This is a genomic window from Stenotrophomonas sp. JC08 (assembly GCF_052180205.1).
Taxonomy (GTDB): domain Bacteria; phylum Pseudomonadota; class Gammaproteobacteria; order Xanthomonadales; family Xanthomonadaceae; genus Stenotrophomonas.
In genome coordinates, this window is record NZ_CP197473.1 from 319,630 (window position 1) to 341,677 (window position 22,048).

Sequence of the window (22,048 nt, forward strand, 5' to 3'; positions counted from 1 at the left end):
TCAGCCGCGGCGGCCCTTGCAGGACAGGTCCGAAGCCATTGCAGGCATGACCGGTCGTTGTCCGCGGACATACGTATGCGGATTCAGTTCGGACGGTTGGCGCTGCGCTCCGCTGAGGCCACAATAGGGGTTTCCCTCACTGTTGCTGGAGTAGTTTCATGGCCGAAATCAAGGAAGCACTTGTCCCCGATATCGGTGACTACAGCGACATCCCGGTAATCGAAATCCTGGTTGCCGTCGGCGACACGGTGAAGAAGGACCAGGGGCTGGTCACGCTGGAGTCGGACAAGGCGACGATGGAAGTGCCCTCGTCGGTGGCCGGTGTGGTCAAGGAGATCAAGGTCAAGGTCGGCGACAGCCTGTCCGAAGGCAAGGTGGTGGCGCTGATCGAAGTGGCCGAGGCTGAAAAGCCTGCTGCCGCAAGTGCGCCGGCGGCCCCGGCCAAGATCGAGGCGACCGCCGAAACCGGCGCCAAGGTCGAGCCGGTGGCTGTTGCCCCGGTGGCCGACAAGCTGGCCCAGCGCGAGATCCAGCAGGACGCCGCGCTTCCGGCCGGTCGTCCGTCGACGCCGCCGGTGCAGTTCAATGCCGAGGGCGTGCTGCCGTCCAAGGTACCGTATGCCAGCCCGGCGGTGCGCGTGTTCGCGCGCGAACTGGGCGTGGACCTGCTGCAGCTCAGCGGCAGCGAGAAGGGCGGGCGCATCACCAAGGGTGACGTGCAGAAGTTCGTCAAGGCCGCTCTCGGCGGCGGCGTGCCGGCGGCAGACGGTGGCGCGGTGGCTGGCGGCGGCCTGAACCTGCTGCCGTGGCCGAAGGTGGACTTCAGCAAGTTCGGCGAGACCGAAGTGCAGCCGCTGTCGCGCATCAAGAAGATTTCCGGCGCCAATCTGGCGCGCAACTGGGCGATGATCCCGCACGTCACCCAGTTCGATCAGGCCGACATCACCGAGCTGGAAGCGCTGCGCGTGCAGCTCAACAAGGAGAACGAGAAGGCCGGCATCAAGCTGACCATGCTCGCCTTCCTGATCAAGGCCAGCGCCGCGGCGCTGAAGAAGTTCCCCGAGTTCAACGCTTCGCTCGACGCCAGCGGCGAGAACCTGACGCTGAAGAAGTACTTCCACATCGGATTTGCCGCCGATACGCCCAACGGCCTGGTTGTGCCGGTGATCCGCGACGTGGACAAGAAGGGTGTGGTACAGATCGCCCAGGAAACCGGCGAGCTGGCCAAGAAGGCGCGCGACGGCAAGCTCGGCCCGGCCGACATGAGCGGCGGCTGCTTCTCGATCAGCTCGCTCGGTGGCATCGGTGGCACTGCGTTCACGCCGATCGTCAATGCGCCGGAAGTGGCGATCCTCGGCGTGTCCAAGTCGTCGATCCAGCCGGTCTGGAACGGCAAGGAATTCGCGCCGAAGCTGCAGCTGCCGCTGTCGCTGAGCTACGACCACCGCGTCATCGATGGTGCGCTGGCCGCGCGCTTCACCACCTATCTGGGGCAGGTGCTGGCCGACATGCGGCGCGTGCTGCTGTGAGGCCAGCGATTTGCGGACGCGCGCTGCTGGCGGCGCTGCTGGTGGCGGTCGCCGCACCGGCGCTGGCCCGAAGCTGCGAGCCGGTCATCGGCCAGGGCTGGCCGCCGGCCGTGGGCAACTACGGCGAGGCGGCGGTGCAGTTGCTGGGCGGGGCGGTCGAGGACGGTGTGTCGATGCTGACCCTGCCGGTGCGCGGCGAGGAATCGCAGGTGCTGCTGCGGCGGGATGCCGGCAGCGGCCAGTGGCTGGTGCTGGCCGGTGTCGCCGATGAGCGCATCTACAACTGGAACAGTGGCCGCAGCCGCGGTGGCGTGAGCCTGGTGGTCGACCAGCAGCCGGATTTCGTGCAGGCACCCGTGCCCGAGGCGCTGGCGCAACGGCTGGTACAGGCCTGGACGCAGGCGCTGTCCATGCCGGAAGTGGCCGGGCAGGCGCCGGTCACCGAGGCCGAGGTGGTGTCCTTCACCGTGGGTGGCCAGCGCTACAGCGGCAAGCGCAGCAATTGCGGCCCGCTGGAGGCATTGCAGGACCAGGCGGTGTTGCTGGTCGAACTGGCCCACAGCAAAGACAAGAAGTACGAGAAGCGCTACGCCGACATCGAACGCGCGCTCGACAGGATGCATAACCGGTTCTACGGCCAAGACGCCGACTGAGCCCACGGGAGAAGACAATGGCGACGATTGAAATCAAGGTTCCGGACATCGGCGATTACGACAGCGTGCCGGTGATCGAGATCCTGGTGGCCGTGGGCGACACGGTGAAGAAGGACCAGGGGCTGGTCACGCTGGAATCGGACAAGGCGACGCTGGAGGTGCCGTCCACGGCGGCCGGCGTGGTCAAGGAGATCAAGGTCAAGCTCGACGACAAGCTGTCCGAGGGTGATGTGGTCGTGGTCCTGGAAGCCGAAGGCGCGGCCGCGGCGCCGGCTCCGGTTGCCGCCGCATCGGCCCCTGCGCCTGCCGCCGCCCCCGTGCAGCAGGCGGTCGCGCCCGCCCCGGCGGCGGTGAGTGCGCCGGCGGCGACGGGTCCGGTCGAGGTGAAGGTGCCGGACATCGGCGACTACGACGGCGTGCCGGTGATCGAGATCCTGGTGGCCGTGGGCGACACGGTGAAGAAGGACCAGGGGCTGGTCACGCTGGAATCGGACAAGGCCACGCTGGAAGTGCCGTCCACCGCCGATGGCGTGGTCAAGGAAATCAAGGTCAAGCTCGACGACAAGCTGTCGGAAGGCGATGTGGTGGTGGTGCTGGAAGCGGCTGGTGCCGCGCCTGCCGCCGCCAAGGCCGCGCCGGGCAGCAAGCCGCCGGTGACCCCGTCGCACCGCGCGCCGGATCCGGCCGTGGCCGCCAGGGCGCTGCCGTCCAGCGGCCGTACCGCCGACATCGAATGCCGCATGGTGGTGCTCGGCGCCGGCCCGGGTGGCTACACCGCCGCCTTCCGTTCAGCCGACCTGGGCATGGATACCGTGCTGGTCGAGCGCTATGCCAGCCTCGGCGGCGTCTGCCTCAACGTCGGTTGCATTCCGTCCAAGGCGCTGCTGCACGCGGCCGAGATCATCGACCATGCCGCGCATGCCGATGAGCTGGGCATCGAGTACGGCACACCGAAGATCAGCCTGGACAAGCTGCGCGGCTACAAGGAAAAGGTCGTCGGCCAGCTGACCAAGGGCCTGGCCGGCATGGCCAAGCAACGCAAGGTGCGCACCGTGCACGGCGTGGCCAGATTCGTTTCGGCCAATGAAATGGAGATCACCGGCGCCGACGGCAAGACCCAGCTGCTGCGTTTCGAGCAGTGCATCATCGCCGCCGGTTCGCAGGCGGTGAAGCTGCCGAACTTCCCGTGGGACGACAAGCGCGTGATGGATTCCACCGATGCGCTGGAGCTGGCCGAAGTGCCGGGTTCGCTGCTGGTCGTCGGTGGCGGCATCATCGGCCTGGAAATGGCCACCGTGTACAGCGCGCTGGGTGCCAAGGTGACCGTGGTCGAGTTCATGGACCAGCTGATGCCGGGCGCCGACAAGGACCTAGTCAAGCCGCTGGCCGACCGCTTGAAGAAGCAGGGCATCGAAGTCCATCTGAAGACCAAGGCCGCCGGTGTGAGCGCCGGCAAGAAGGGCATCACCGTGACCTTCGAGGCCGCCACCGAAGGCGACAAGCCGGCGATGGAAAGCGGCACCTTCGATCGCGTGCTGGTTGCCGTGGGCCGCTCGGCCAATGGCAAGAAGATCGATGCCGACAAGGCCGGCGTCGAAGTCACCGACCGCGGCTTCATTCCGGTCGATCGGCAGATGCGCACCAACGTGCCGCACATCTTCGCCATCGGCGACATCGTCGGTAACCCGATGCTGGCCCACAAGGCCACGCACGAGGGCAAGCTGGCCGCGGAAGTGGCCTTCGGCGAGAAGAAGGAGTGGGTGGCGCGGGTGATTCCGTCGGTGGCCTACACCAACCCGGAAATCGCCTGGGTTGGCGTCACCGAGACCGAGGCCAAGGCCAAGGGACTGAAGGTGGGCGTGGCCAAGTTCCCGTGGGCGGCCAGTGGCCGCGCCATCGGCATCGGCCGCACCGAAGGCTTCACCAAGCTGCTGTTCGACGAGGAGAGCCATCGCGTGATCGGTGGTGCCATCGTCGGTCCGCACGCCGGTGAGCTGCTGGCTGAAATCGGCCTGGCCATCGAGATGGGGGCCGAAGCCGGAGACATCGGCCACACCATCCACGCCCACCCGACGCTGAGCGAGTCGGTGGCGATGGCTGCGGAGATCTACGACGGCACCATCACCGATCTGTATATCCCGAAGAAAAAGTAAGCCGCGCACGCAATGACCGTCACGACGCCCCTTCATCGGGGCGTCGTTGTTTCCAGCGTCGTGCCCGAGCAGCGGGCGGTTGTGCGCGAACACCTCACCCGGCAAGGCCGGCCTGTGCCGTTGGTGGGCCGGTTCCATGCGGGGCGACTGGAGGTGGACGACGTGTGCGGGCCGTACAGGCCGTGATGTACGGGGGATGGCGGCTGTGATGGAGGCCGGGGAGTCTTCCCGGCGCGCCGTTGCGTGCGGCGCAGGGGCATCCGCTGGCAGGATGGGGGGACGTTCAAGAAGTGTGTGAGGTGGCGTCGCAGGGGGCGGGCGACGCCACCTCACCGGGTCCGCCACACGTCGACGAGGTGAAATGCGGTGGACTGCGGGGTGTGACCGATCACAGATCGGGAAGTTCCCGGTGCTGCGCTGCGACAATGCAGCTGTCCCGAATGTCGCCCATCGGTGGCGTTTTGGCAGAAATGCCAGCAAATGCGGCCACTTGCATAGTCATATGGGTGTCCTGTGGCGGTTGTCTCTCAAAATGTCCCGCTGTTATACTTTCGCGGCTCGACGAGGCGCCCGCGTGTGGCTCGGCTCTTTCCCATCACCTTCAGGACACCTTTACGTGCTGAACTCCGTTGACGCGGGTCGGCGGCTGATGTTGCGCGCCGCGGTCTATCCGCTTGCCGCAGTGGTGATCCTGGCCCTGGCCTTCCTGTTCATGGGGCCAAGGTATGCACTCGGCGCGCTGGTTTCCGGCGTGGCGGTCGTGGGAGGGTCGGCACTGGCGGCGTGGGTAGGGCTTGGTGGCGGTGTACAGACCGCCGGTTCAGCAATGGTCCGCATGTTCGTGGGATTGGCGCTGAAGCTTGTGTTGATTGTTGCCGTGCTCGGAATGGCTTTTTTCTGGTGGCGGCTTCCTCCTTTGGCACTGCTGGCGGCAATTCCAGTGGCGCTGATGTTCCAGGTTCTGGCTCTGGCCAGGCGTTGATTCACTCATAAAGGTTCCGGACACATGGCGGGCGAGGCACTAACCCCTACCTCCTACATCCAGCATCACCTGCAGAATCTGACCGCTCCGGTCGGTGAAGGCGGTGGTTTCTGGACGATCCACGTCGATACGATCTTTACCTCGGTCCTGCTGGGGCTGGTGATGGTGTTCGCGTTCTGGATGGCGACCCGCAAGGCCACGTCCGGCGTGCCGGGCAAGTGGCAGGCGTTTGTCGAGATCTGCCTGGAGTTCGTCGACCGCCAGGCCAAGGACACCTACCACGGCCGCAGCAAGCTGGTGACGCCGATCGCGATCACCATCTTCTTCTGGATCCTGTTGATGAACCTCATCAAGATGATCCCGGCCGATTTCATCGCCATCCCGCTGTCGTGGGCGGGCATCCACTACTGGAAGCCGGTGCCGACCGCCGACGTCAATGCCACCCTGGGCATGTCGATCAGCGTGTTCTTCCTGATGATCTTCTTCTCGCTCAAGTCCAAGGGCGTGCTCGGGTTCATCAAGGAATTCCTGACCGCTCCGTTCGGCAAGTGGATGATGCCGTTCAACCTCATCCTCAACATCGTCGAGTGGCTGAGCAAGCCGATTTCGCTGGCGATGCGACTGTTCGGCAACATGTTTGGCGGTGAAATCGTCTTCCTGTTGATCTGGGTATTGGGCGGCGCCGGTGTCTTCGGTGCCATCGCAGGCGGCACGTTCGGCCTTGGCTGGATGCTGTTCCACCTGCTGGTGATTCCGCTGCAGGCCTTCATCTTCATGATGCTGTCGATCGTGTACCTGAGCCTGTCGGAAGACAGTCACTGAGTTACAAGCTTCAACCCGTTTCAACCTTCATCCGTTTCATCACCCTTAGCTACTTAAGTTCCTGGAGATAACCATGTACTTCGCCGTCCTGACCAACCTCGCCCAAGTCCAGAGCTCCACCGCCCTTGCCGTCGGCATCATGATCGGCCTCGCCGCACTGGGCGCCGGTCTGGGTCTGGCCATCATGTCCGGTAAGTTCCTGGAGTCGGCCGCGCGCCAGCCGGAACTGATCCCGGTGCTGCAGGTCCGCATGTTCATCACCGCCGGCCTGATCGACGCCGCGTTCATCATCTCGGTCGCCGTCGGCCTGCTGCTGGCCTTCGCCAACCCGCTGGCTTCCACGCTGCTGGCCGAAGCCGCCAAGCTGGCGGGCTGATCCGGCTGCAGTGAGATGGCTGGTTGCCTGCGGGCAGCCGGCTTCGGATGAAGGTCCGGTTGCGCCGCCACGGCGGCGCAACCACCCCCGACACCAGCGACCGAGCTAACCATGAATATCAATTTCACCCTCATTGCGCAGGCCCTGGCGTTTGCCGCGCTGATCTGGATCATCGCGACCCTGATCTGGCCGCCGTTGATGAAGGCTATCGAGGAGCGCCAGCAGAAGATCGCTGAAGGCCTCGCCGCTGCCGACCGCAGCCAGAAAGACCTGGCCCAGGCCGAAGTGAAGGTCAACGAGGCGTTGAAGGACGCCCGTGGCAAGGCCAACGAGATCATCGATCAGGCGCATGCCCGTGCCAACCAGATCGTCGAAGCGGCCAAGAACGAAGCCATCGCTGAAGCCAACCGCCAGAAAGACCTGGCCAAGGCCGAGATCGACGCCGCCGCCAACCGTGCCCGCGAAGACCTGCGCAAGCAGGTGGCCGCTCTGGCCGTGACCGGTGCCGAGAAGCTGCTCAAGCGCGAAATCGATGCCAACGCCCACAAGGCGCTGCTCGACGAGCTGGCCGCGGAGATCTGATAGATGAGCCAGGCCCTCACGCTTGCCCGCCCGTACGCCCGCGCCGCATTTGCGATTGCGCGCGAGGATGGCAAGTTCGCGCCGTGGTCGGACGCGCTTGCGTTCTCCGCCCGCGTTGCTGCCGATCCGCGCGTGTCGGCCCTGCTGTCCAATCCGCAGCTCGGCCGCGGCGATGCTGTCGCCCTGCTGGCTCCGGAGGCGGCAGGCGATGCCTACGGCCGTTTCCTGGGGCTGCTGGCCGAGTCGCAGCGGCTGCAGCAGCTGCCGGAAATCGCCGGTCTGTACGAACAGCTGCGCGCCGATGCCGAAAACGTGGTCAAGGCCACGGTGACCTCGGCTGCCGAGTTGTCGGCCGAAGAGCTGGAAAAGATCAAGGCCGCGCTGGGCAGGCGTTTCGGCCGTGGCGTCGAGGTGACGACCGCGGTGGACGCTTCGCTGATCGGCGGCGCCGTGATCGACGCCGGCGACGTGGTGATCGATGGCTCGCTCAAGGGCAAGCTGTCGCGCCTGCAGACCGCGCTCGCACACTGAATTCAATTTAACGTCCGGCTTGCTTGCCGGCACTAGGACTTGACGATGGCTACCACGCTCAACCCCTCCGAAATCAGCGAACTGATCAAGAACCGCATCGAGAAGGTCGCGCTGTCCGCGGAATCGCGCAACGAAGGCACCGTGACCTCGGTGTCCGACGGCATCGTGCGCATCTACGGTCTGGCCGACGTGATGCAGGGTGAAATGATCGAGCTGCCGGCTTCCGCCAGCGGCGCCAACACCTATGCGCTGGCGCTGAACCTGGAGCGCGACTCGGTCGGCGCCGTGGTGCTGGGTGACTACGAGCACCTGCGCGAAGGCGACGTGGCCAAGACCACCGGCCAGATCCTGTCGGTGCCGGTCGGCCCGGAAATGCTCGGTCGCGTGGTCAATGCGCTGGGCGAGCCGATCGACGGCAAGGGCCCGCTGGGCACCGCGCTGACCGCCCCGGTGGAGCGCGTTGCTCCGGGCGTGATCTGGCGCAAGTCGGTCGACCAGCCGGTGCAGACTGGTTACAAGTCGGTCGACTCGATGATTCCGATCGGCCGCGGCCAGCGCGAGCTGATCATCGGTGACCGCCAGACCGGCAAGACCGCGATGGCCATCGACGCGGTGATCAACCAGAAGGGTACCGGCATCAAGTGCGTGTACGTCGCGATCGGCCAGAAGGCCTCGACCGTGGCCAACATCGTGCGCAAGCTGGAAGAAAACGGCGCGCTGGCCCACACCGTGGTCGTGGCCGCCACCGCCTCCGAGTCGGCCGCGATGCAGTACATCAGCGCCTACTCCGGCTGCACCATGGGCGAATACTTCATGGACCGCGGCGAAGACGCGCTGATCGTCTATGACGACCTGTCCAAGCAGGCCGTGGCCTACCGCCAGATCTCGCTGCTGCTGAAGCGTCCGCCGGGCCGTGAAGCCTACCCGGGTGACGTGTTCTACCTGCACTCCCGCCTGCTGGAACGTGCCGCCCGCGTCTCGGAAGAGTATGTGGAGCAGTTCACCAAGGGTGAGGTGAAGGGCAAGACCGGTTCGCTGACCGCACTGCCGATCATCGAAACCCAGGCCGGTGACGTGTCCGCGTTCGTGCCGACCAACGTGATCTCGATCACCGACGGCCAGATCTTCCTGGAAACCGACCTGTTCAACGCCGGTATCCGTCCGGCCGTGAACGCCGGTATCTCGGTGTCGCGCGTGGGTGGTTCGGCGCAGACCAAGATCATCAAGAAGCTGTCCGGCGGCATCCGTATCTCGCTGGCGCAGTACCGCGAGCTGGCGGCGTTCGCGCAGTTCGCCTCGGACCTGGACGAAGCCACCCGCAAGCAGCTGGAGCGCGGCCAGCGCGTCACCGAGCTGATGAAGCAGAAGCAGTACGCGCCGATGTCGATCGCCGACCAGGCGCTGTCGATCTACGCCGTAAACGAGGGTTACCTCGACGACGTGCCGGTCAACAAGCTGCTGGCGTTTGAAACCGGCCTGCACGCGCACTTTGCCAACACCGCCGGCGAGCTGATCAGCAAGATCAACGCCACCGGTGCCTGGAACGACGAGATCGAGGCCGCCTTCAAGAAGGGCATCTCCGATTTCAAGACCACCGGCAGCTGGTAATAGCGCAGGTAGAGCGGAGCCAGGCTCCGCTTCACACTGATAAAGCGGGGCCTTGGCCCCGCTCTACGGGAAGAAGAGATGGCAAGCGGACGCGAAATCAAAACCAAGATCAAGAGTGTGCAGAACACCCGCAAGGTGACGCGCGCGCTCGAAATGGTCTCGGCCTCCAAAATCCGCAAGGCGCAGGAGCGGATGAAGACCTCGCGTCCGTACGCGCAGGCGATGAAGCAGGTGATCGGCCACCTGGCCCAGGCCAGCACCGATTTCCAGCACCCGTTCCTGGTTGAGCGCGAGAACGTCAAGCGCGTGGGCTACATCGTGATCTCTTCCGATCGCGGTCTGGCCGGCGGCCTGAACAACAACCTGTTCCGCAAGGCCGTCACGGAAATGCGCGGCTGGCAGGACAAGGGCGCCGAGATCGACATGGTGACCGTCGGCCAGAAGGCCAGCGTGTTCTTCCGTCGCGTCAACGTGAACATGGTCGGCAGCGTCACCCACATCGGTGACAACCCGCAGCTGGAAACGCTGATCGGCGTGATCAAGGTCATGCTCGACGCCTACACCGAAGGCAAGCTGGACCGCGTGTATCTGGTCTACAACCGTTTCATCAACACGATGACGCAGAAGGCCAGCTTCGACCAGCTGTTGCCGTTGCCGCCCAGCGAGACGCAGATGGCCGCGCACGACTGGGATTACCTGTATGAACCCGATGCCGCGACCGTGCTCGAGCACGTGATCACGCGCTACATCGAGTCGCTGGTGTACCAGGCGCTGCTGGAGAATGTCGCTTCCGAGCATGCGGCACGCATGGTGGCGATGAAGGCGGCGAGCGACAACGCGAACAAGCTGATCGGAACCCTGCAGCTGGTCTACAACAAGGCCCGCCAGGCAGCGATCACCCAGGAAATTTCCGAAATCGTCGGCGGCGCGGCAGCAGTCTGACGCGCGCAGTCAAAGCACACATTTAGAGGATGCAGCAATGAGTCAGGGCAAGATCGTTCAGATCATCGGCGCGGTCGTCGACGTCGAATTCCCGCGTAGCGACGTACCGAAGGTGTACGACGCACTGAAGGTGGAAAACACCGAGATCACGCTGGAAGTCCAGCAGCAGCTGGGTGACGGTATCGTCCGTTGCATCGCGCTGGGTTCCACCGACGGCCTGAAGCGTGGTCTGGTCGCCAACAACACCGGTCGCGCCATCTCGGTGCCGGTCGGTGCCGGCACCCTGGGCCGCATCATGGACGTGCTGGGCCGCCCGATCGACGAAGCCGGTCCGGTTGTCGCGTCGGACTCGTGGGAAATCCACCGCGCTGCGCCGTCGTACGAAGACCAGTCCTCCTCCACCGAGCTGCTGGAAACCGGCATCAAGGTGATCGACCTGATGTGCCCGTTCGCCAAGGGCGGCAAGGTCGGCCTGTTCGGCGGCGCCGGCGTCGGCAAGACCGTCAACATGATGGAGCTGATCAACAACATCGCCAAGGCGCACAGCGGCCTGTCCGTGTTCGCCGGCGTGGGTGAGCGTACCCGTGAAGGCAACGACTTCTACCACGAGATGAAGGACTCCAACGTCCTGGACAAGGTGGCGATGGTCTACGGCCAGATGAACGAGCCGCCGGGCAACCGTCTGCGCGTGGCCCTGACCGGCCTGACCATGGCCGAGTACTTCCGTGACGAGAAGGACGCCAGCGGCAAGGGCAAGGACGTGCTGCTGTTCGTCGACAACATCTACCGCTACACCCTGGCCGGTACCGAAGTGTCGGCACTGCTGGGCCGCATGCCGTCGGCGGTGGGTTACCAGCCGACCCTGGCCGAGGAAATGGGCGTCCTGCAGGAACGCATCACCTCGACCAAGACCGGTTCGATCACCTCGATCCAGGCCGTGTACGTGCCCGCGGACGACTTGACCGACCCGTCGCCGGCCACCACCTTCGCCCACTTGGACTCGACCGTGACCCTGTCGCGTTCGATCGCCTCGCTGGGTATCTACCCGGCGGTCGATCCGCTGGACTCGACCTCGCGCCAGATGGACCCGCAGGTCATCGGTACCGAGCACTACGAAACCGCCCAGCGCGTCCAGCAGACCCTGCAGAAGTACAAGGAACTGAAGGACATCATCGCCATCCTGGGCATGGACGAACTGTCCGAAGAGGACAAGCAGGCCGTGTCGCGCGCGCGCAAGATCGAGCGCTTCTTCAGCCAGCCGTTCCACGTGGCCGAAGTGTTCACCGGTTCGCCGGGCAAGTACGTGTCGCTGAAGGACACCATCCGTGGCTTCAAGGCCATCGTCGATGGCGAGTACGACCACCTGCCGGAGCAGGCGTTCTACATGGTCGGCGGCATCGAAGAAGCGGTCGAGAAGGCCAAGAAGATGGCCGAAAAGGCCTAATTCCAGCGTAAGGCGGAGTCCGCTCCGCCTTCGCGGCAACCTGCGGTGGGCGCAGGCCCACCCAACCAGGCGAAGAGAGTTCCATGAGCACCATCCGTTGCGACATCGTCAGTGCCGAGCAGCAGATCTTCAGCGGCGAAGCCACCCTGGTCGTGGCCACCGGTGAGCTGGGCGAGCTGGGCATCGCGCCCAAGCACGCTCCGCTGATCACCCGCCTGAAGCCGGGCAAGGTGGTGGTTACCACCGTCGGCGGCGAACAGCTGGATTTCGCCATCTCCGGCGGCATCCTGGAAGTGCAGCCGCAGGTCGTGACCGTGCTGGCCGACACCGCCATCCGCGCCACCGACATCGACGAAGCGGCCGTGCGCAAGGCCAAGGAAGAAGCCGAGCGCGTGCTGGCCAACCGTGGCGAAGCCATGGAGCTGGCCGAAGCACAGCAGCGTCTGGCCGAGGTCACCGCGCAGTTGCAGGCGCTGGAGCGTCTGCGCCGCAACCTCAAGCACTGAGGTTCGCGCACAGCGCATTGGAAAACGCCGGCCTTGGGCCGGCGTTTTTCGTTATGGACGGACACAGGACAACGCGCTGGTTGTCTGGTGGTGGCGATGGCGCAGGCGCTCGCTCATGCCGACTGTGGACAAGCGCGGATGGTACGCCTGGGTGAGCTGGAAGCGACTGGCCCCGGCCTCTGCGGGGCAGTTGCAGCGCTCAGCGATAGACCAGATGCCGCAGCAGGAAGAAAGTCACCAGCGCCAGCCCGCCCTCCACCAGGGGCTTGCCCAGCCAGGCCATGTGCAGGCCGAGATGGCTTGCGGTGTAGCTGACCAGCAGCGTGCTGATCAGCGTCATCGCCAGCCACAGCGCAAGAAAACGGGCGAAGCGGCGCCATCCGTGACGTTGCTGTCCGTGTCGGGAAAACGTGTAGCGGCCATTGAGCCAGAAGCCCAGCAACGCGCCGCTGATCCTGCCGAGCAGGTTGCTGGGCGCGGCGGCGATGCCCAACGCGCTTGCGGCGACGAATACGCCCCAGTCCAGCAGCAGCTGCAACAGGCCGATGGCGATGTACTGGCTGCCTTGGCGGAACAGGCTCATCAAGGGTTCCGGCAGGAAGGGGGGTCAATGCTACCCATTGCGGGATTAGAATCCGAGCACTGTTCAACAAAGTTTTCCCCATGACCCAGCCATTGCACGTGATCATCCTCGCCGCCGGCGCCGGCAAGCGTATGAAGTCGGTGTTGCCGAAGGTGCTGCAGCCGATCGCAGGCCAGCCGATGCTTGCGCATGTGATCGAGGCCGCCCGGCAGTTGCAGCCGGCGGGTATCCACGTGGTCTACGGACATGGCGGTGAAGCGGTGCGTGCGGCATTCGCCGACCAGCAGGACCTGGTCTGGTCCGAACAGAAACAGCAGCTGGGCACCGGCCACGCCGTGCAGCAGGCGATGCCGGAAGTTCCCGATACCGCGCAGGTGCTGGTGCTGTATGGCGATGTGCCGCTGATCCGTGCCGACACCCTGAAGGCCCTGCTGGCGGGAGCGCCACGGCTGGCGGTGCTGGTCGCCGAGCTGGACGATCCCAGCGGCTATGGCCGTATCGTGCGCGATGCCGAGGGCAAGGTGGCGGCTATCGTCGAGCAGAAGGACGCCGACGAGGAGCAAAAGCGCATCCGCACCATCAACACCGGCATCATCACCGCCGAATCCACCGCGCTGCGGCGCTGGCTGGGGGCGCTGTCCAACGCCAATGCACAGGGGGAGTATTACCTCACCGATGTGTTCGCCTCGGCCACGGCCGAGTACACGCCGGCCGAACTGGTCCATGTCGCCGATGCGCAGGAAGCCGAAGGCGCGAACGACCCCTGGCAGCTGTCGCAGCTGGAACGGGCGTGGCAGCTGCGCGCGGCCAGGGCGCTGTGCGCGCAGGGCGCACGCCTGCTGGACCCGGCGCGTGTTGACCAGCGCGGCACGGTGACCGTGGGCCGTGACGTGCAGATCGATGCCAACGTGGTGCTGGAAGGCCAGGTCGAGCTGGGCGATGGCGTGCGCATCGGGCCGTTCGTGCGGCTGAAGGACGTCAAGCTGGGTGCCGGTACCGAAGTGCGGGCGCACTGCGACCTGGAAGGCGTCATTGCCGAAGGTGCCGCGCAGATCGGTCCGTTCGCGCGGCTGCGTCCGGGCACGCTGCTGGCTGACGGCGTGCATGTGGGCAATTTCGTCGAGACCAAGAAGGTCACACTGGGCAAGGGCAGCAAGGCCAACCACCTGACCTATCTGGGCGATGCGGTGATTGGCAGTGGTACCAACATCGGCGCTGGCACCATCACCTGCAACTATGACGGGGTGAACAAGTTCCAGACGGTGATCGGCGATGCGGTGTTCGTCGGCTCCAACAGTTCGCTGGTGGCACCGGTGACGCTGGAGGATGGTGCCACCATTGCCGCCGGTTCGGTGGTGACCCGCACCGCGCCGGCCGGCAAGTTGACCGTCGCCCGGTCACGGCAGCAGACCGTCGATGGCTGGGTGCGTCCGCTCAAGAAATCCTGAGGCCGGGGCCAGCGGGCGCGGAGCAACCGCGCCTGTTGCGGCAACCGGCGCTTGCCGGATCTGCCGGGATGTCGCCGTCGTGCGGATGCCGGGTAGGCCGTTGTCGAGACGGTGCACAAGCGGTACTTGCGTAGCGTCTGGGCGTGGCAGGTTCAATCGTGCGGCAGCAGGATCGCCACGCACAGGCCGCCGTCCTTGCGGTTCTGCAGCGCGATCCGGCCGCCGTGGGCTTCGATGATCTCGCGGGTCAGCGCCAGCCCGAGGCCGGTGCCGTTGCGCTTGGTCGAATAGAACGGCATCAGCGCGTTCTGCAGCACCGCCTCGTTCATGCCGCTGCCGCGGTCCAGCACTTCGATGCGGAGCCAGTGCGGCAGTTGTGCAAGGCGGACTTCAACCGCATTGTCGCCGGCGCCGTTGTCGGCGCTGGCCTCGTGCGCGTTCTTGAGCAGGTTGAGCAACGCCTGCGAGAACTGCGCCGGATCGATCCGGCTGCACAGCTCATCCGGGAATTCGGCCATGCGGAAACCGATCTGCTGCTGCAGGCCATGCAGGAACTGTTTCCAGACCACCGTCTGCAGCTGCGGCTGCGGCAACTTGGCAAAGCGCGCATAGCCGCGGATGAAGCCTTCCAGATGGCGCGCGCGTTCCTCGACGGTGGCGAAGATGTCCTCCAGCCGTTCGGTCTTGCCGCGCCGGACCAGCTCGGCGCCGGAATGCGCCAGCGAGGCGATCGGCGCCAGTGAATTGTTGAGTTCATGGCTGATCACGCGGATCACCTTCTTCCAGGTCTGCACTTCCTGGCGGCGCAGTTCGGCGGTCAGCAGGCGCAGCAGCAGCAGTTCGTGCGGACGGCCGTTGAGATGGAAGCTGCGTCGCGACAGGTGGTAGATCTGCTCGTCGTCCTCGTCTCCGTCTGCCTCGCGGACCGCGAACAGGCAGTCACCACCGCGCGCGATGGCATTGCGCAGCTCCTCCGGCATGCTCTCCAGCAGCTCGTGCAGGCGCTTGCCTTCCAGCTTCCAGCCGCCATGCAGCAGCTTGCGCGCGGCGGTGTTGGAGAAGGTCACCCGCTGCACGCCATCACCACCGTTGCCCAGCAGCAGCATCGCCACGGGTGTGTTCTGCACCATGGTGTCCAGCAGCAGCTCGCGCTGCACCAGCGCCTGGCGTTGCTCGCGCAGCACCTCGCCCAGCTCGCCATGGGCGCGCACCAGTTGCGCCAGTTCGTCGTTGCCGCGCCAGTGCACGCCGAAGTTGTACTCGCCATCGCGGTAGCTGCTGGTGGTGCCGGCCAACGCGCGCAGCAGCGAGCGCACAGGCGCGGTGGCACGGCGCAGCGCCCACCACATCAGCGCCATCAGCAGCAGTGCCGAGAGCAGCGCCACCACCCAGCCACGGTCCAGCCAGTAGGCCAGCAGCCACGGAAACGCCGCCGCCAGCGCCAGCACCGGCAGCAGCCGCAGGAACAGCTTGAAGGTGAAGGAGCGTGATCTCAGCATCGCCGGCTCATTCGCGCGGGATGCCGTGGCGGTCCATGCGCCGGTACAGCGCCTGCCGGCTCAGGCCGAGGTCGGCCGCGGCCTGGGCAATCACGCCATGGGCACGTTCCAGTGCGTTGACGATCCGCGCGCGGTCCGGTTCATCGGCTGGAATCGACGGGCGGGCATGCACGCGCGGCAGATTGAGGTCGGCCACTTCGATACGCGGGCCCTGTGCGAGCAGGCTGGCGCGCTGGATCACATTGCGCAGTTCGCGCACATTGCCCGGCCAGCTGTGATGCTGCAGCGCTTGTGCGGCCTGCGATGAAAGCGGTTTGCCGTCCTGCCCGAGGAAATGCCGGGCCAGCGGCAGGATGTCCTCGCGGCGTTCGGCCAGTGGCGGCAGCGCCAGCTCGACGGTGTTGAGGCGGTAGTACAGATCCTCGCGGAAGCTGCCATCGCGGATCATCGCAGGCAGGTCCGCATTGGTGGCGCTGACCACCCGCACCGTGACCTGCCGTTCGCGGTTGGAACCGAGCCGTTCGAAACGTCCGGTTTCCAGCACGCGCAGCAGTTTCATCTGGCCGCCGAGGGACAGGTTGCCGATCTCGTCCAGGAACAGGGTGCCGCCATCGGCCGCTTCGAACTTGCCCTCGCGCGCCTTGTTGGCACCGGTGTAGGCGCCGGCCTCGGCACCGAACAGTTCGGCCTCGATCAGCTCGGCCGGAATGGCGCCGCAGTTCAGCGCCACAAACGGGCCGTTGCGGTGGGCCGAGTTGGCCTGGATGATCTCGGCGATCTTCTCCTTGCCGGCGCCATTGGGGCCGGTGATCAGGACCGGCAGTTCCGATCGCGCGACCTGGCAGGCCAGCGCGATCACCCGTTCGCTGGCCGGATCGGCGAACACCATCCCGCACAGGTTGTAGCGCTCGTGCAGGGCCTGCTGCTGGCGCAGCTCGCGGGCACGGCGGCGGGCCAGCTCGCGGCGGGCTTCGGCCAGTTCCAGCAGGTTGTTGACGGTGGTCAGCAGACGCCCGTCATCCCACGGCTTGGCCAGATAGTCGGCGGCGCCGGCCTTGACCAGTTCCACCGCGCTGTCCAGATGGGTCCAGGCGGTGAGCAGGATCACCGGCAGGTCCGGGTGTGCGTCGCGGATGGCACGGAACAGTGTCTGGCCTTCCTCGCCGGAGGTGGTGTCGGCGGTGAAGTTCATGTCCTGCAGCACCAGGTCGAACTCCTGTTCGGCCAGCATCGCCAGCCCCTGTCCGGGCGAACTGGCGTGGCGCGTGTCGATGTCGTGCAGGGAGAACAGCACGTCCAGCGCGGTGGCCACGGCGGTGTTGTCGTCAATGATCAGGATCTGCGGCATCGGCGGTCGTAAAAAGCGGTGAGCGGGCGCATCAGCACATTACACGCTGCGGCTGGCGCTGGCGGACGGGCCGGGGAGGAGCCTTCCATGGTGGTGAATCCTTTCCCGGCATGCGTATAGGTAGTCACTGGACATCGTGGAACCGCTTCAGGCGCTGCGCGTGGCTACTGCCGGCGGAATGGCCGCCGCCCGCCGTGCCGGGCCGAACACTGCGGCCTGGCCCAGCAGCCACAGTGCCAGCGCGCCGACCGGCAGGTACAGCAGCGGCAGCCGTGGCAGCTCGTAGCGGCCCATCAGCCACTGGTTGAGCAGATAGGCCAGCAGCATGCCGAGCACGATGCCGATACCGGCCAGCAGGAAGTTCTCGGTCTGGAAGTAGCGCAGGATCTGCCCGCGGGTGGCGCCGAGCGCGCGGCGGATACCGATCTGCTTGGTGCGCTGCTGCACCCAGAAACTGGCCAGGCCGACGATGCCCAGCGCGGTCACCAGCAACAGCAGTGCGCTGACGATCAGCAGCAGGCCGATCATGTCGCGGTCATTGGCGAAGTACCGCGCGCGGCCTTCCTCGTAGGTCTGCTTGCGCGACACCAGACGGTTGGGATCGTTCCGGTCCAGTGCGGCCAGCGCCTGCTCCAGCACCTCGGCGCGGCGTGCCGGCTCGCTGACGCGGATCAGGTAGCGGCCACCGTTGGAGAAGTTCATGCGGATCGGGAGGATCATCGAAAACGTGCGGTTGCCGCCCATCATGTTCGGCCGCAGCAGGGTGTCGACCACGCCGACAATGGTCAGCGGGATGTTGGCCATGTACACGGTCTTGCCGACCGCACCGCCGTCGGGGAACAGTTTGTCGGCCGCCGGTTTGCTGAGGATGATCGGTGAGGACAGGCCCTCGGCGTCCTCGACCTTGCTCAGTACATCGCTGCTCATGTATTCGTCGGCGTTGAAGTCGCGGCCGGCGACCAGCGTCAGGCCCATCGTCGCGAGCGTGCCTTCGCCGACCATGTACTGGGTGGCGGTGAGGGTGGGTACTTCCTGCTCGGCGCTGAGCGCGAGCGAGGTGTTCCAGCTGCCGTTCTGGAACGGCAGCTGGTTGGTCACCGCCACGCGTTCCACGCCCGGGACGGCGCGCAGTGCAGCCAGATCCTCGGCGGTGCGGGCATCGGCGTCGGTCTGCTCGCCGATGCCGCTGAGGGCGATTTCGACCAGCCGGTCATCGTCCATGCCGCTGGCCAGATTGAGTGTCTCCATACGCTGGGAAACGATGAACAGTGCGTTGCAGATGATCGCGCAGCTCAATGCGATCTCCAGCACGATCAGCGCCGCCGCCGTCTTGTGGCGGGTCAGCGTGGACAGGATGGGGCGGATTTCCATGGGAATCTCCGGAGGCGAGGAGTAAGGGGTGAGAGGAAGCAACGGCAATCCGTCGCGCCTTCCCAGTGGCGGGGGTTATTCATGGCGGTGGCGAAGGTGGTGGCAGGGGTGTTGATCTGGTTCTTTCTCAGTTCCCACTCCTCTCCACGCATTCCTGTTTCACTGGCTCTTGAGCTGTAGCGCCGGTGCCACCTGCATCGCCCGCCATGCCGGCAGCAGACCGGCCAGCAGGCTGGCGGCGATGGCCAGGGCGAACGTCAGCAGCAGCATCGTGCCGTCCAGATGCGCCAGCGCGGCGTATTCGGCCGGCCGCTGGCGTACTGCCCACAATCCACCCAGTGCGAACAGCAGGCCGAGCAGCCCGCCGGCCAGACCGATCGTGCCGGCCTCGACCAGACACTGCTTGAAGATCTCGCGGCGGCTGGCGCCCAAAGCGCGGCGTACGCCGATCTCACCGCTGCGGCGCAGGAACTTGGCCAGCAACAGGCCAACCGTGTTGACCAGGCACACCAGCAGGAAGCCGAATGCCAGCCACATCTGCAGGCGCACGTCGCCGGGTACCGCATTGTTGTAATCCAGGTGTTCCATCACATTGCGCAGGCGGGTGTTGGCCGGACGCTCGAAACGGCCTGCAGCCAGCTGTTGGCCGGAGTAGTTGTCCAGGTAGGCCTTGAACGTGGACGCATCGGCCGCGGCATCCAGCTCCACCCAGTACTGGATCCATGCACAGGGCGCGTTCAGTGCCTGCGCGTCGTTGACGATCTCGCGGCCGAAGCAGTTCATGCTGCCGTTGCGGCCCAGCTTGAGGTCCAGCGCGGTGCTGAACGGCACGAACACCTCCTCGTCGGCGTCGAACTTGCCGGTGTTCAGGTCGTAGAACTTGGGTTTGGGCGACCACGCATCCAGCACGCCGGCAATGCGCAGCGCATGGCCTTCCACCAGCACTTCCTTGCCGATGCTGTTGGCACCCTGGAACAGCTTGTCATTGAGCGTCTTGCCGATCACCGCGACGCGGGCGTGGTTTGTATCCTCGGCGCCGCTCCAGCCCTGGCCGAACAGGAAGGGCGTGTCGAACATCGGGAAGAAATCGCCCGAGGTGTAGCGCATGCTCACGCGGAAGGGCTTGAGTGCATCCGTGCGCGGATCAACAAGGCCGCCACCGCCGGTCATCATCGCCTGCCGCGGCGCCTTCTTCTGCCGCAGCAGCTCCTCGGCGTCGAAACGGGTCAGCTGCCACTCCGGCTCCTCGCCCGGCTTGTAGCCTTCCCGTGTGCCCGGATCGAGCTGCACGTAGAACAGACGCTCGCTCTTGTGCGGGATCGGGTCGCCGGCCAGCACCTTGAATACGGTCAGGGTGGTCATCGCCGCGCCGATGCCCAGGGCGATGGCCAGCACCATCAGCGCGGTCAGGATCTTGTTGCGACCGAAGCTGCGCAGGGCCAGTTTGAAGTAATAGCGGAACATGGCGTTGGCCTCAGCCTGCAACGGGAACGGAATGCGGATGGGCCAGCACCGGCTCGCGCAGCAGGTCGGTGGCCTGGCCGTCGACGATGTGCACGTTGCGCTGCGCGCGTGCGGCCAGTTCCGGATCGTGGGTGACCATGACGATGGTGGTGCCCTGGGAGTTGATCTCCTCCAGCAGTTCCATGACGCCGCGGGCCATCTGCGTATCGAGGTTGCCGGTCGGCTCGTCGGCCAGCAGCAGGCGCGGGCTGCCGGCCAGGGCACGGGCGATGGCGGCACGCTGCTGCTGGCCGCCGGACAGTTCGGCCGGATAGTGCTTCATCCGCGAGCCCAGGCCGACGCTGGTCAGCGCCTTCTCGATGCGCTCGTGGCGCTCGGCGCTGGGCATGCCGCGGTAGCGCAGCGGCACATCGACGTTGTCGAACAGGTTCAGGTCGGGGATCAGGTTGAAGCCCTGGAAGATGAAACCGATCTTCTGGTTGCGCAGCCGTGAGCGGGCGTCATCGCCGAGGTGGCTGACATCCTGGCCGTCGAGCAGGTACTGGCCGCTGGTGAAGGTTTCCAGCAGGCCGGCGATGTTGAGGAAGGTGGTCTTGCCCGAACCCGACGGGCCGGTGACGGCGACGAACTCGCCTTCGCGCACGTGCAGGTCCAGCGAGCGCAGCGCGTGGGTTTCAACCTGTTCGGTGCGGAAGACCTTGGAGACGGAGTGCATCTGGAGCATCGGAAGTTCCTGCGCTGGAAAGGAAGGAGGTGGGAAAAGGCGGGGGAATCAGTTGATGGACACGCGCTCGGCGTCGCCGAACAGGTCGGTACCGGAGACGACGACCTTCTCGCCCGGCTGCAAGCCCTGGATGATCTCGACTTCGCCCAGGCTGCTGACACCGAACTGCACCGGGCGGCGGGTGGCCGTGCTGCCGTTGACCACCCAGGCGTAGCGTCCGCCGGACTGCTCGACGAACGGGCCGCGCTCGACCTTGACCACGTCCTTGCGGGCATCGAGCAGGACGCGCGCGCTCATGCGCTGGCTCTGGCGCAGGCCCGGCGGCTGCTGGTCGGAAAAGCGGATGCGGGCCACCACTTCGCCGTTGACCACTTCCGGCGATACCGCCGAAATCTCGCCCGGGAACGGCTGGCCGGAGCCGCTGGTCAGCTGCGCCGGCATGCCGATCGCCAGATCGCGGGCGAAGCTTTCGGGCACCTTGATCTCGATCTCGAAGCGCGACAGGTCGACCACGCCCAGCACCGGTGCGTTGGCGGCGACCTGGGTGTGCTGGGTGGCCTGCACCTGGCCGACCTGGCCGTCGAACGGGGCGCGCAGGGTCAGTGCATCGACCTGGCGCTGCACTTCGTCCACCACCGCCTGCTGGCGGTTGGCCTGCAGGCGCTTGTTGCGCGCGTCCAGGTCCGCACCGCGGCTCTGCAGCGTGGCGTCGCTGCGGGCGTGCTGCAGGGTGATCTCGGCTTTCTTCAGGTCGTCCTGCGCCTTGGCCAGATTGACCTGCGGCACTGCGCCACCGTCGTAGCCGCGCTGGTAGCGTTCCAGGTCGCGGGCGGCGGCCTGGCGGTCGATGGCGGCCTGGTCGGTGATCTTGCTGGCGGTGGCGCGGGCGAGGGTGGCATCAAGTGCGGCGCGCCCGGCCTCGGCCTCCAGCCCGGCGAGCGTGGCCTGCTCCTGCGCCAGCTTGCTGCGCAGCTCCGGACTGTCGATCACCGCCAGCTCCTGGCCCTGCTTGACCACGTCACCAGCCACCACCTTCAGGGTCACGGTGCCGGCGGAGATCGCATACAGCACCGGGCTGTTGGCGGCGATCACGCGGCCGTCGGCGGCGATGTCGCGCACCAGATCACCCCGGCCGACCGTGGCGATGCGCAGGCGTGCGCCATCAAACGAACGTGATCCGCCGAGCCAGCCCTTGGCAACGAAACCGATGCCCGCCAGCAGTGCGATCGCAATGACCGCCGGCCACAGCCAGCGGTGCCATTGCGGCCCGGCGCGCTGGGAGAGTGTCTGGTCCTGGGCGGAGGTGTCGCGGATCATCGTCGGCTTCGCTATAGGAGGTGATACGGATAAAGCAGGCTCCGTGCCAATATCCAAGTGAATGAAAATAAAGGGTTATTTTCTTTTCGATGATGTGTCCGGGTGTCCGCGGACACCTGCACGGACACTGTCTGGGTGAAGCCGTGTCCGGTGGTTGTCCTGTGGG

Annotated in this window: 20 protein-coding genes; 13 read left to right on the top strand and 7 right to left on the bottom strand. The window is 65.8% G+C overall.

The window, feature by feature from the left end:
* Window positions 1-158: 158 nt before the first annotated feature.
* From ACSBPQ_RS01380 to ACSBPQ_RS01435, 12 genes are all read left to right on the top strand, one after another.
* Window positions 159-1,529 carry a dihydrolipoyllysine-residue acetyltransferase gene (locus ACSBPQ_RS01380; RefSeq protein WP_442683308.1) on the top strand — a complete coding sequence of 457 codons (1,371 nt, stop codon included), beginning with the start codon at window positions 159-161 and terminating at the stop codon, window positions 1,527-1,529.
* Window positions 1,526-2,182 (top strand): hypothetical protein, encoded by a 657-nt coding sequence (locus ACSBPQ_RS01385; RefSeq protein WP_442683309.1) that lies wholly within the window; start codon window positions 1,526-1,528, stop codon window positions 2,180-2,182. The genes ACSBPQ_RS01380 and ACSBPQ_RS01385 overlap by 4 nt, the downstream gene beginning before the upstream one ends.
* Before the next feature lie 17 nt (window positions 2,183-2,199).
* Window positions 2,200-4,335 carry a dihydrolipoyl dehydrogenase gene (gene lpdA, locus ACSBPQ_RS01390; RefSeq protein ID WP_442683310.1) on the top strand — a complete coding sequence of 712 codons (2,136 nt, stop codon included), beginning with the start codon at window positions 2,200-2,202 and terminating at the stop codon, window positions 4,333-4,335.
* Window positions 4,336-4,951: 616 nt separating this feature from the next.
* Window positions 4,952-5,317 carry a hypothetical protein gene (locus ACSBPQ_RS01395; protein WP_442683311.1) on the top strand — a complete coding sequence of 122 codons (366 nt, stop codon included), beginning with the start codon at window positions 4,952-4,954 and terminating at the stop codon, window positions 5,315-5,317.
* 24 nt (window positions 5,318-5,341) lie between these two features.
* Window positions 5,342-6,139 carry a F0F1 ATP synthase subunit A gene (gene atpB / locus ACSBPQ_RS01400; RefSeq protein WP_442683312.1) on the top strand — a complete coding sequence of 266 codons (798 nt, stop codon included), beginning with the start codon at window positions 5,342-5,344 and terminating at the stop codon, window positions 6,137-6,139.
* A gap of 73 nt (window positions 6,140-6,212) precedes the next feature.
* Window positions 6,213-6,515 (top strand): F0F1 ATP synthase subunit C, encoded by a 303-nt coding sequence (gene atpE / locus ACSBPQ_RS01405; RefSeq protein ID WP_057635707.1) that lies wholly within the window; start codon window positions 6,213-6,215, stop codon window positions 6,513-6,515.
* Between the two features lie 111 nt (window positions 6,516-6,626).
* On the top strand, window positions 6,627-7,097 hold the full coding sequence (locus ACSBPQ_RS01410) for a F0F1 ATP synthase subunit B (RefSeq protein ID WP_442683313.1): 471 nt from the start codon (window positions 6,627-6,629) through the stop codon (window positions 7,095-7,097).
* A gap of 3 nt (window positions 7,098-7,100) precedes the next feature.
* Window positions 7,101-7,628: a F0F1 ATP synthase subunit delta gene (locus tag ACSBPQ_RS01415; protein WP_442683314.1), complete on the top strand. Its 528-nt coding sequence runs from the start codon at window positions 7,101-7,103 to the stop codon at window positions 7,626-7,628.
* 45 nt (window positions 7,629-7,673) lie between these two features.
* Window positions 7,674-9,236: a F0F1 ATP synthase subunit alpha gene (atpA, locus tag ACSBPQ_RS01420; protein WP_442683315.1), complete on the top strand. Its 1,563-nt coding sequence runs from the start codon at window positions 7,674-7,676 to the stop codon at window positions 9,234-9,236.
* Window positions 9,237-9,314: 78 nt separating this feature from the next.
* Entirely contained in the window at window positions 9,315-10,178 is an 864-nt protein-coding gene (gene atpG, locus ACSBPQ_RS01425) for a F0F1 ATP synthase subunit gamma (protein ID WP_442683316.1), read from the top strand.
* A 37-nt stretch (window positions 10,179-10,215) separates the two neighbouring features.
* Window positions 10,216-11,622 (top strand): F0F1 ATP synthase subunit beta, encoded by a 1,407-nt coding sequence (gene atpD / locus ACSBPQ_RS01430; RefSeq protein WP_442683317.1) that lies wholly within the window; start codon window positions 10,216-10,218, stop codon window positions 11,620-11,622.
* A gap of 83 nt (window positions 11,623-11,705) precedes the next feature.
* The gene (locus ACSBPQ_RS01435) at window positions 11,706-12,128 is read left to right on the top strand and encodes a F0F1 ATP synthase subunit epsilon (RefSeq protein ID WP_442683318.1); all 423 of its coding nucleotides are present in this window, start codon (window positions 11,706-11,708) and stop codon (window positions 12,126-12,128) included.
* Between the two features lie 199 nt (window positions 12,129-12,327).
* On the opposite strand, the gene ACSBPQ_RS01440 is transcribed toward ACSBPQ_RS01435, so the two are convergent.
* Window positions 12,328-12,711, bottom strand: a complete 384-nt coding sequence (locus ACSBPQ_RS01440; protein ID WP_442683319.1) for a GtrA family protein — start codon at window positions 12,709-12,711, stop codon at window positions 12,328-12,330.
* A gap of 80 nt (window positions 12,712-12,791) precedes the next feature.
* Here ACSBPQ_RS01440 and glmU point away from each other — a divergent pair, with 80 nt between their 5' ends.
* On the top strand, window positions 12,792-14,159 hold the full coding sequence (gene glmU / locus ACSBPQ_RS01445; protein WP_442683320.1) for a bifunctional UDP-N-acetylglucosamine diphosphorylase/glucosamine-1-phosphate N-acetyltransferase GlmU: 1,368 nt from the start codon (window positions 12,792-12,794) through the stop codon (window positions 14,157-14,159).
* A 152-nt stretch (window positions 14,160-14,311) separates the two neighbouring features.
* On the opposite strand, the gene ACSBPQ_RS01450 is transcribed toward glmU, so the two are convergent.
* The 6 genes from ACSBPQ_RS01450 to ACSBPQ_RS01475 all read right to left on the bottom strand — a co-directional run bounded on the left by ACSBPQ_RS01450 (window position 14,312) and on the right by ACSBPQ_RS01475 (window position 21,882).
* Window positions 14,312-15,655, bottom strand: a complete 1,344-nt coding sequence (locus tag ACSBPQ_RS01450; protein ID WP_442684477.1) for a sensor histidine kinase — start codon at window positions 15,653-15,655, stop codon at window positions 14,312-14,314.
* 10 nt (window positions 15,656-15,665) lie between these two features.
* Window positions 15,666-17,006, bottom strand: a complete 1,341-nt coding sequence (locus ACSBPQ_RS01455) for a sigma-54-dependent transcriptional regulator (protein ID WP_442683321.1) — start codon at window positions 17,004-17,006, stop codon at window positions 15,666-15,668.
* Between the two features lie 147 nt (window positions 17,007-17,153).
* A complete protein-coding gene (locus ACSBPQ_RS01460) occupies window positions 17,154-18,377 on the bottom strand; it encodes an ABC transporter permease (RefSeq protein WP_442683322.1) in 1,224 nt (407 codons plus the stop codon).
* 159 nt (window positions 18,378-18,536) lie between these two features.
* Window positions 18,537-19,841, bottom strand: a complete 1,305-nt coding sequence (locus tag ACSBPQ_RS01465) for an ABC transporter permease (protein WP_442683323.1) — start codon at window positions 19,839-19,841, stop codon at window positions 18,537-18,539.
* Window positions 19,842-19,851: 10 nt separating this feature from the next.
* Complete coding sequence (locus ACSBPQ_RS01470; protein WP_442683324.1) at window positions 19,852-20,565, bottom strand: ABC transporter ATP-binding protein; 714 nt, start codon at window positions 20,563-20,565, stop codon at window positions 19,852-19,854.
* A 48-nt stretch (window positions 20,566-20,613) separates the two neighbouring features.
* Entirely contained in the window at window positions 20,614-21,882 is a 1,269-nt protein-coding gene (locus tag ACSBPQ_RS01475; RefSeq protein ID WP_442683325.1) for an efflux RND transporter periplasmic adaptor subunit, read from the bottom strand.
* Window positions 21,883-22,048 lie beyond the last annotated feature (166 nt).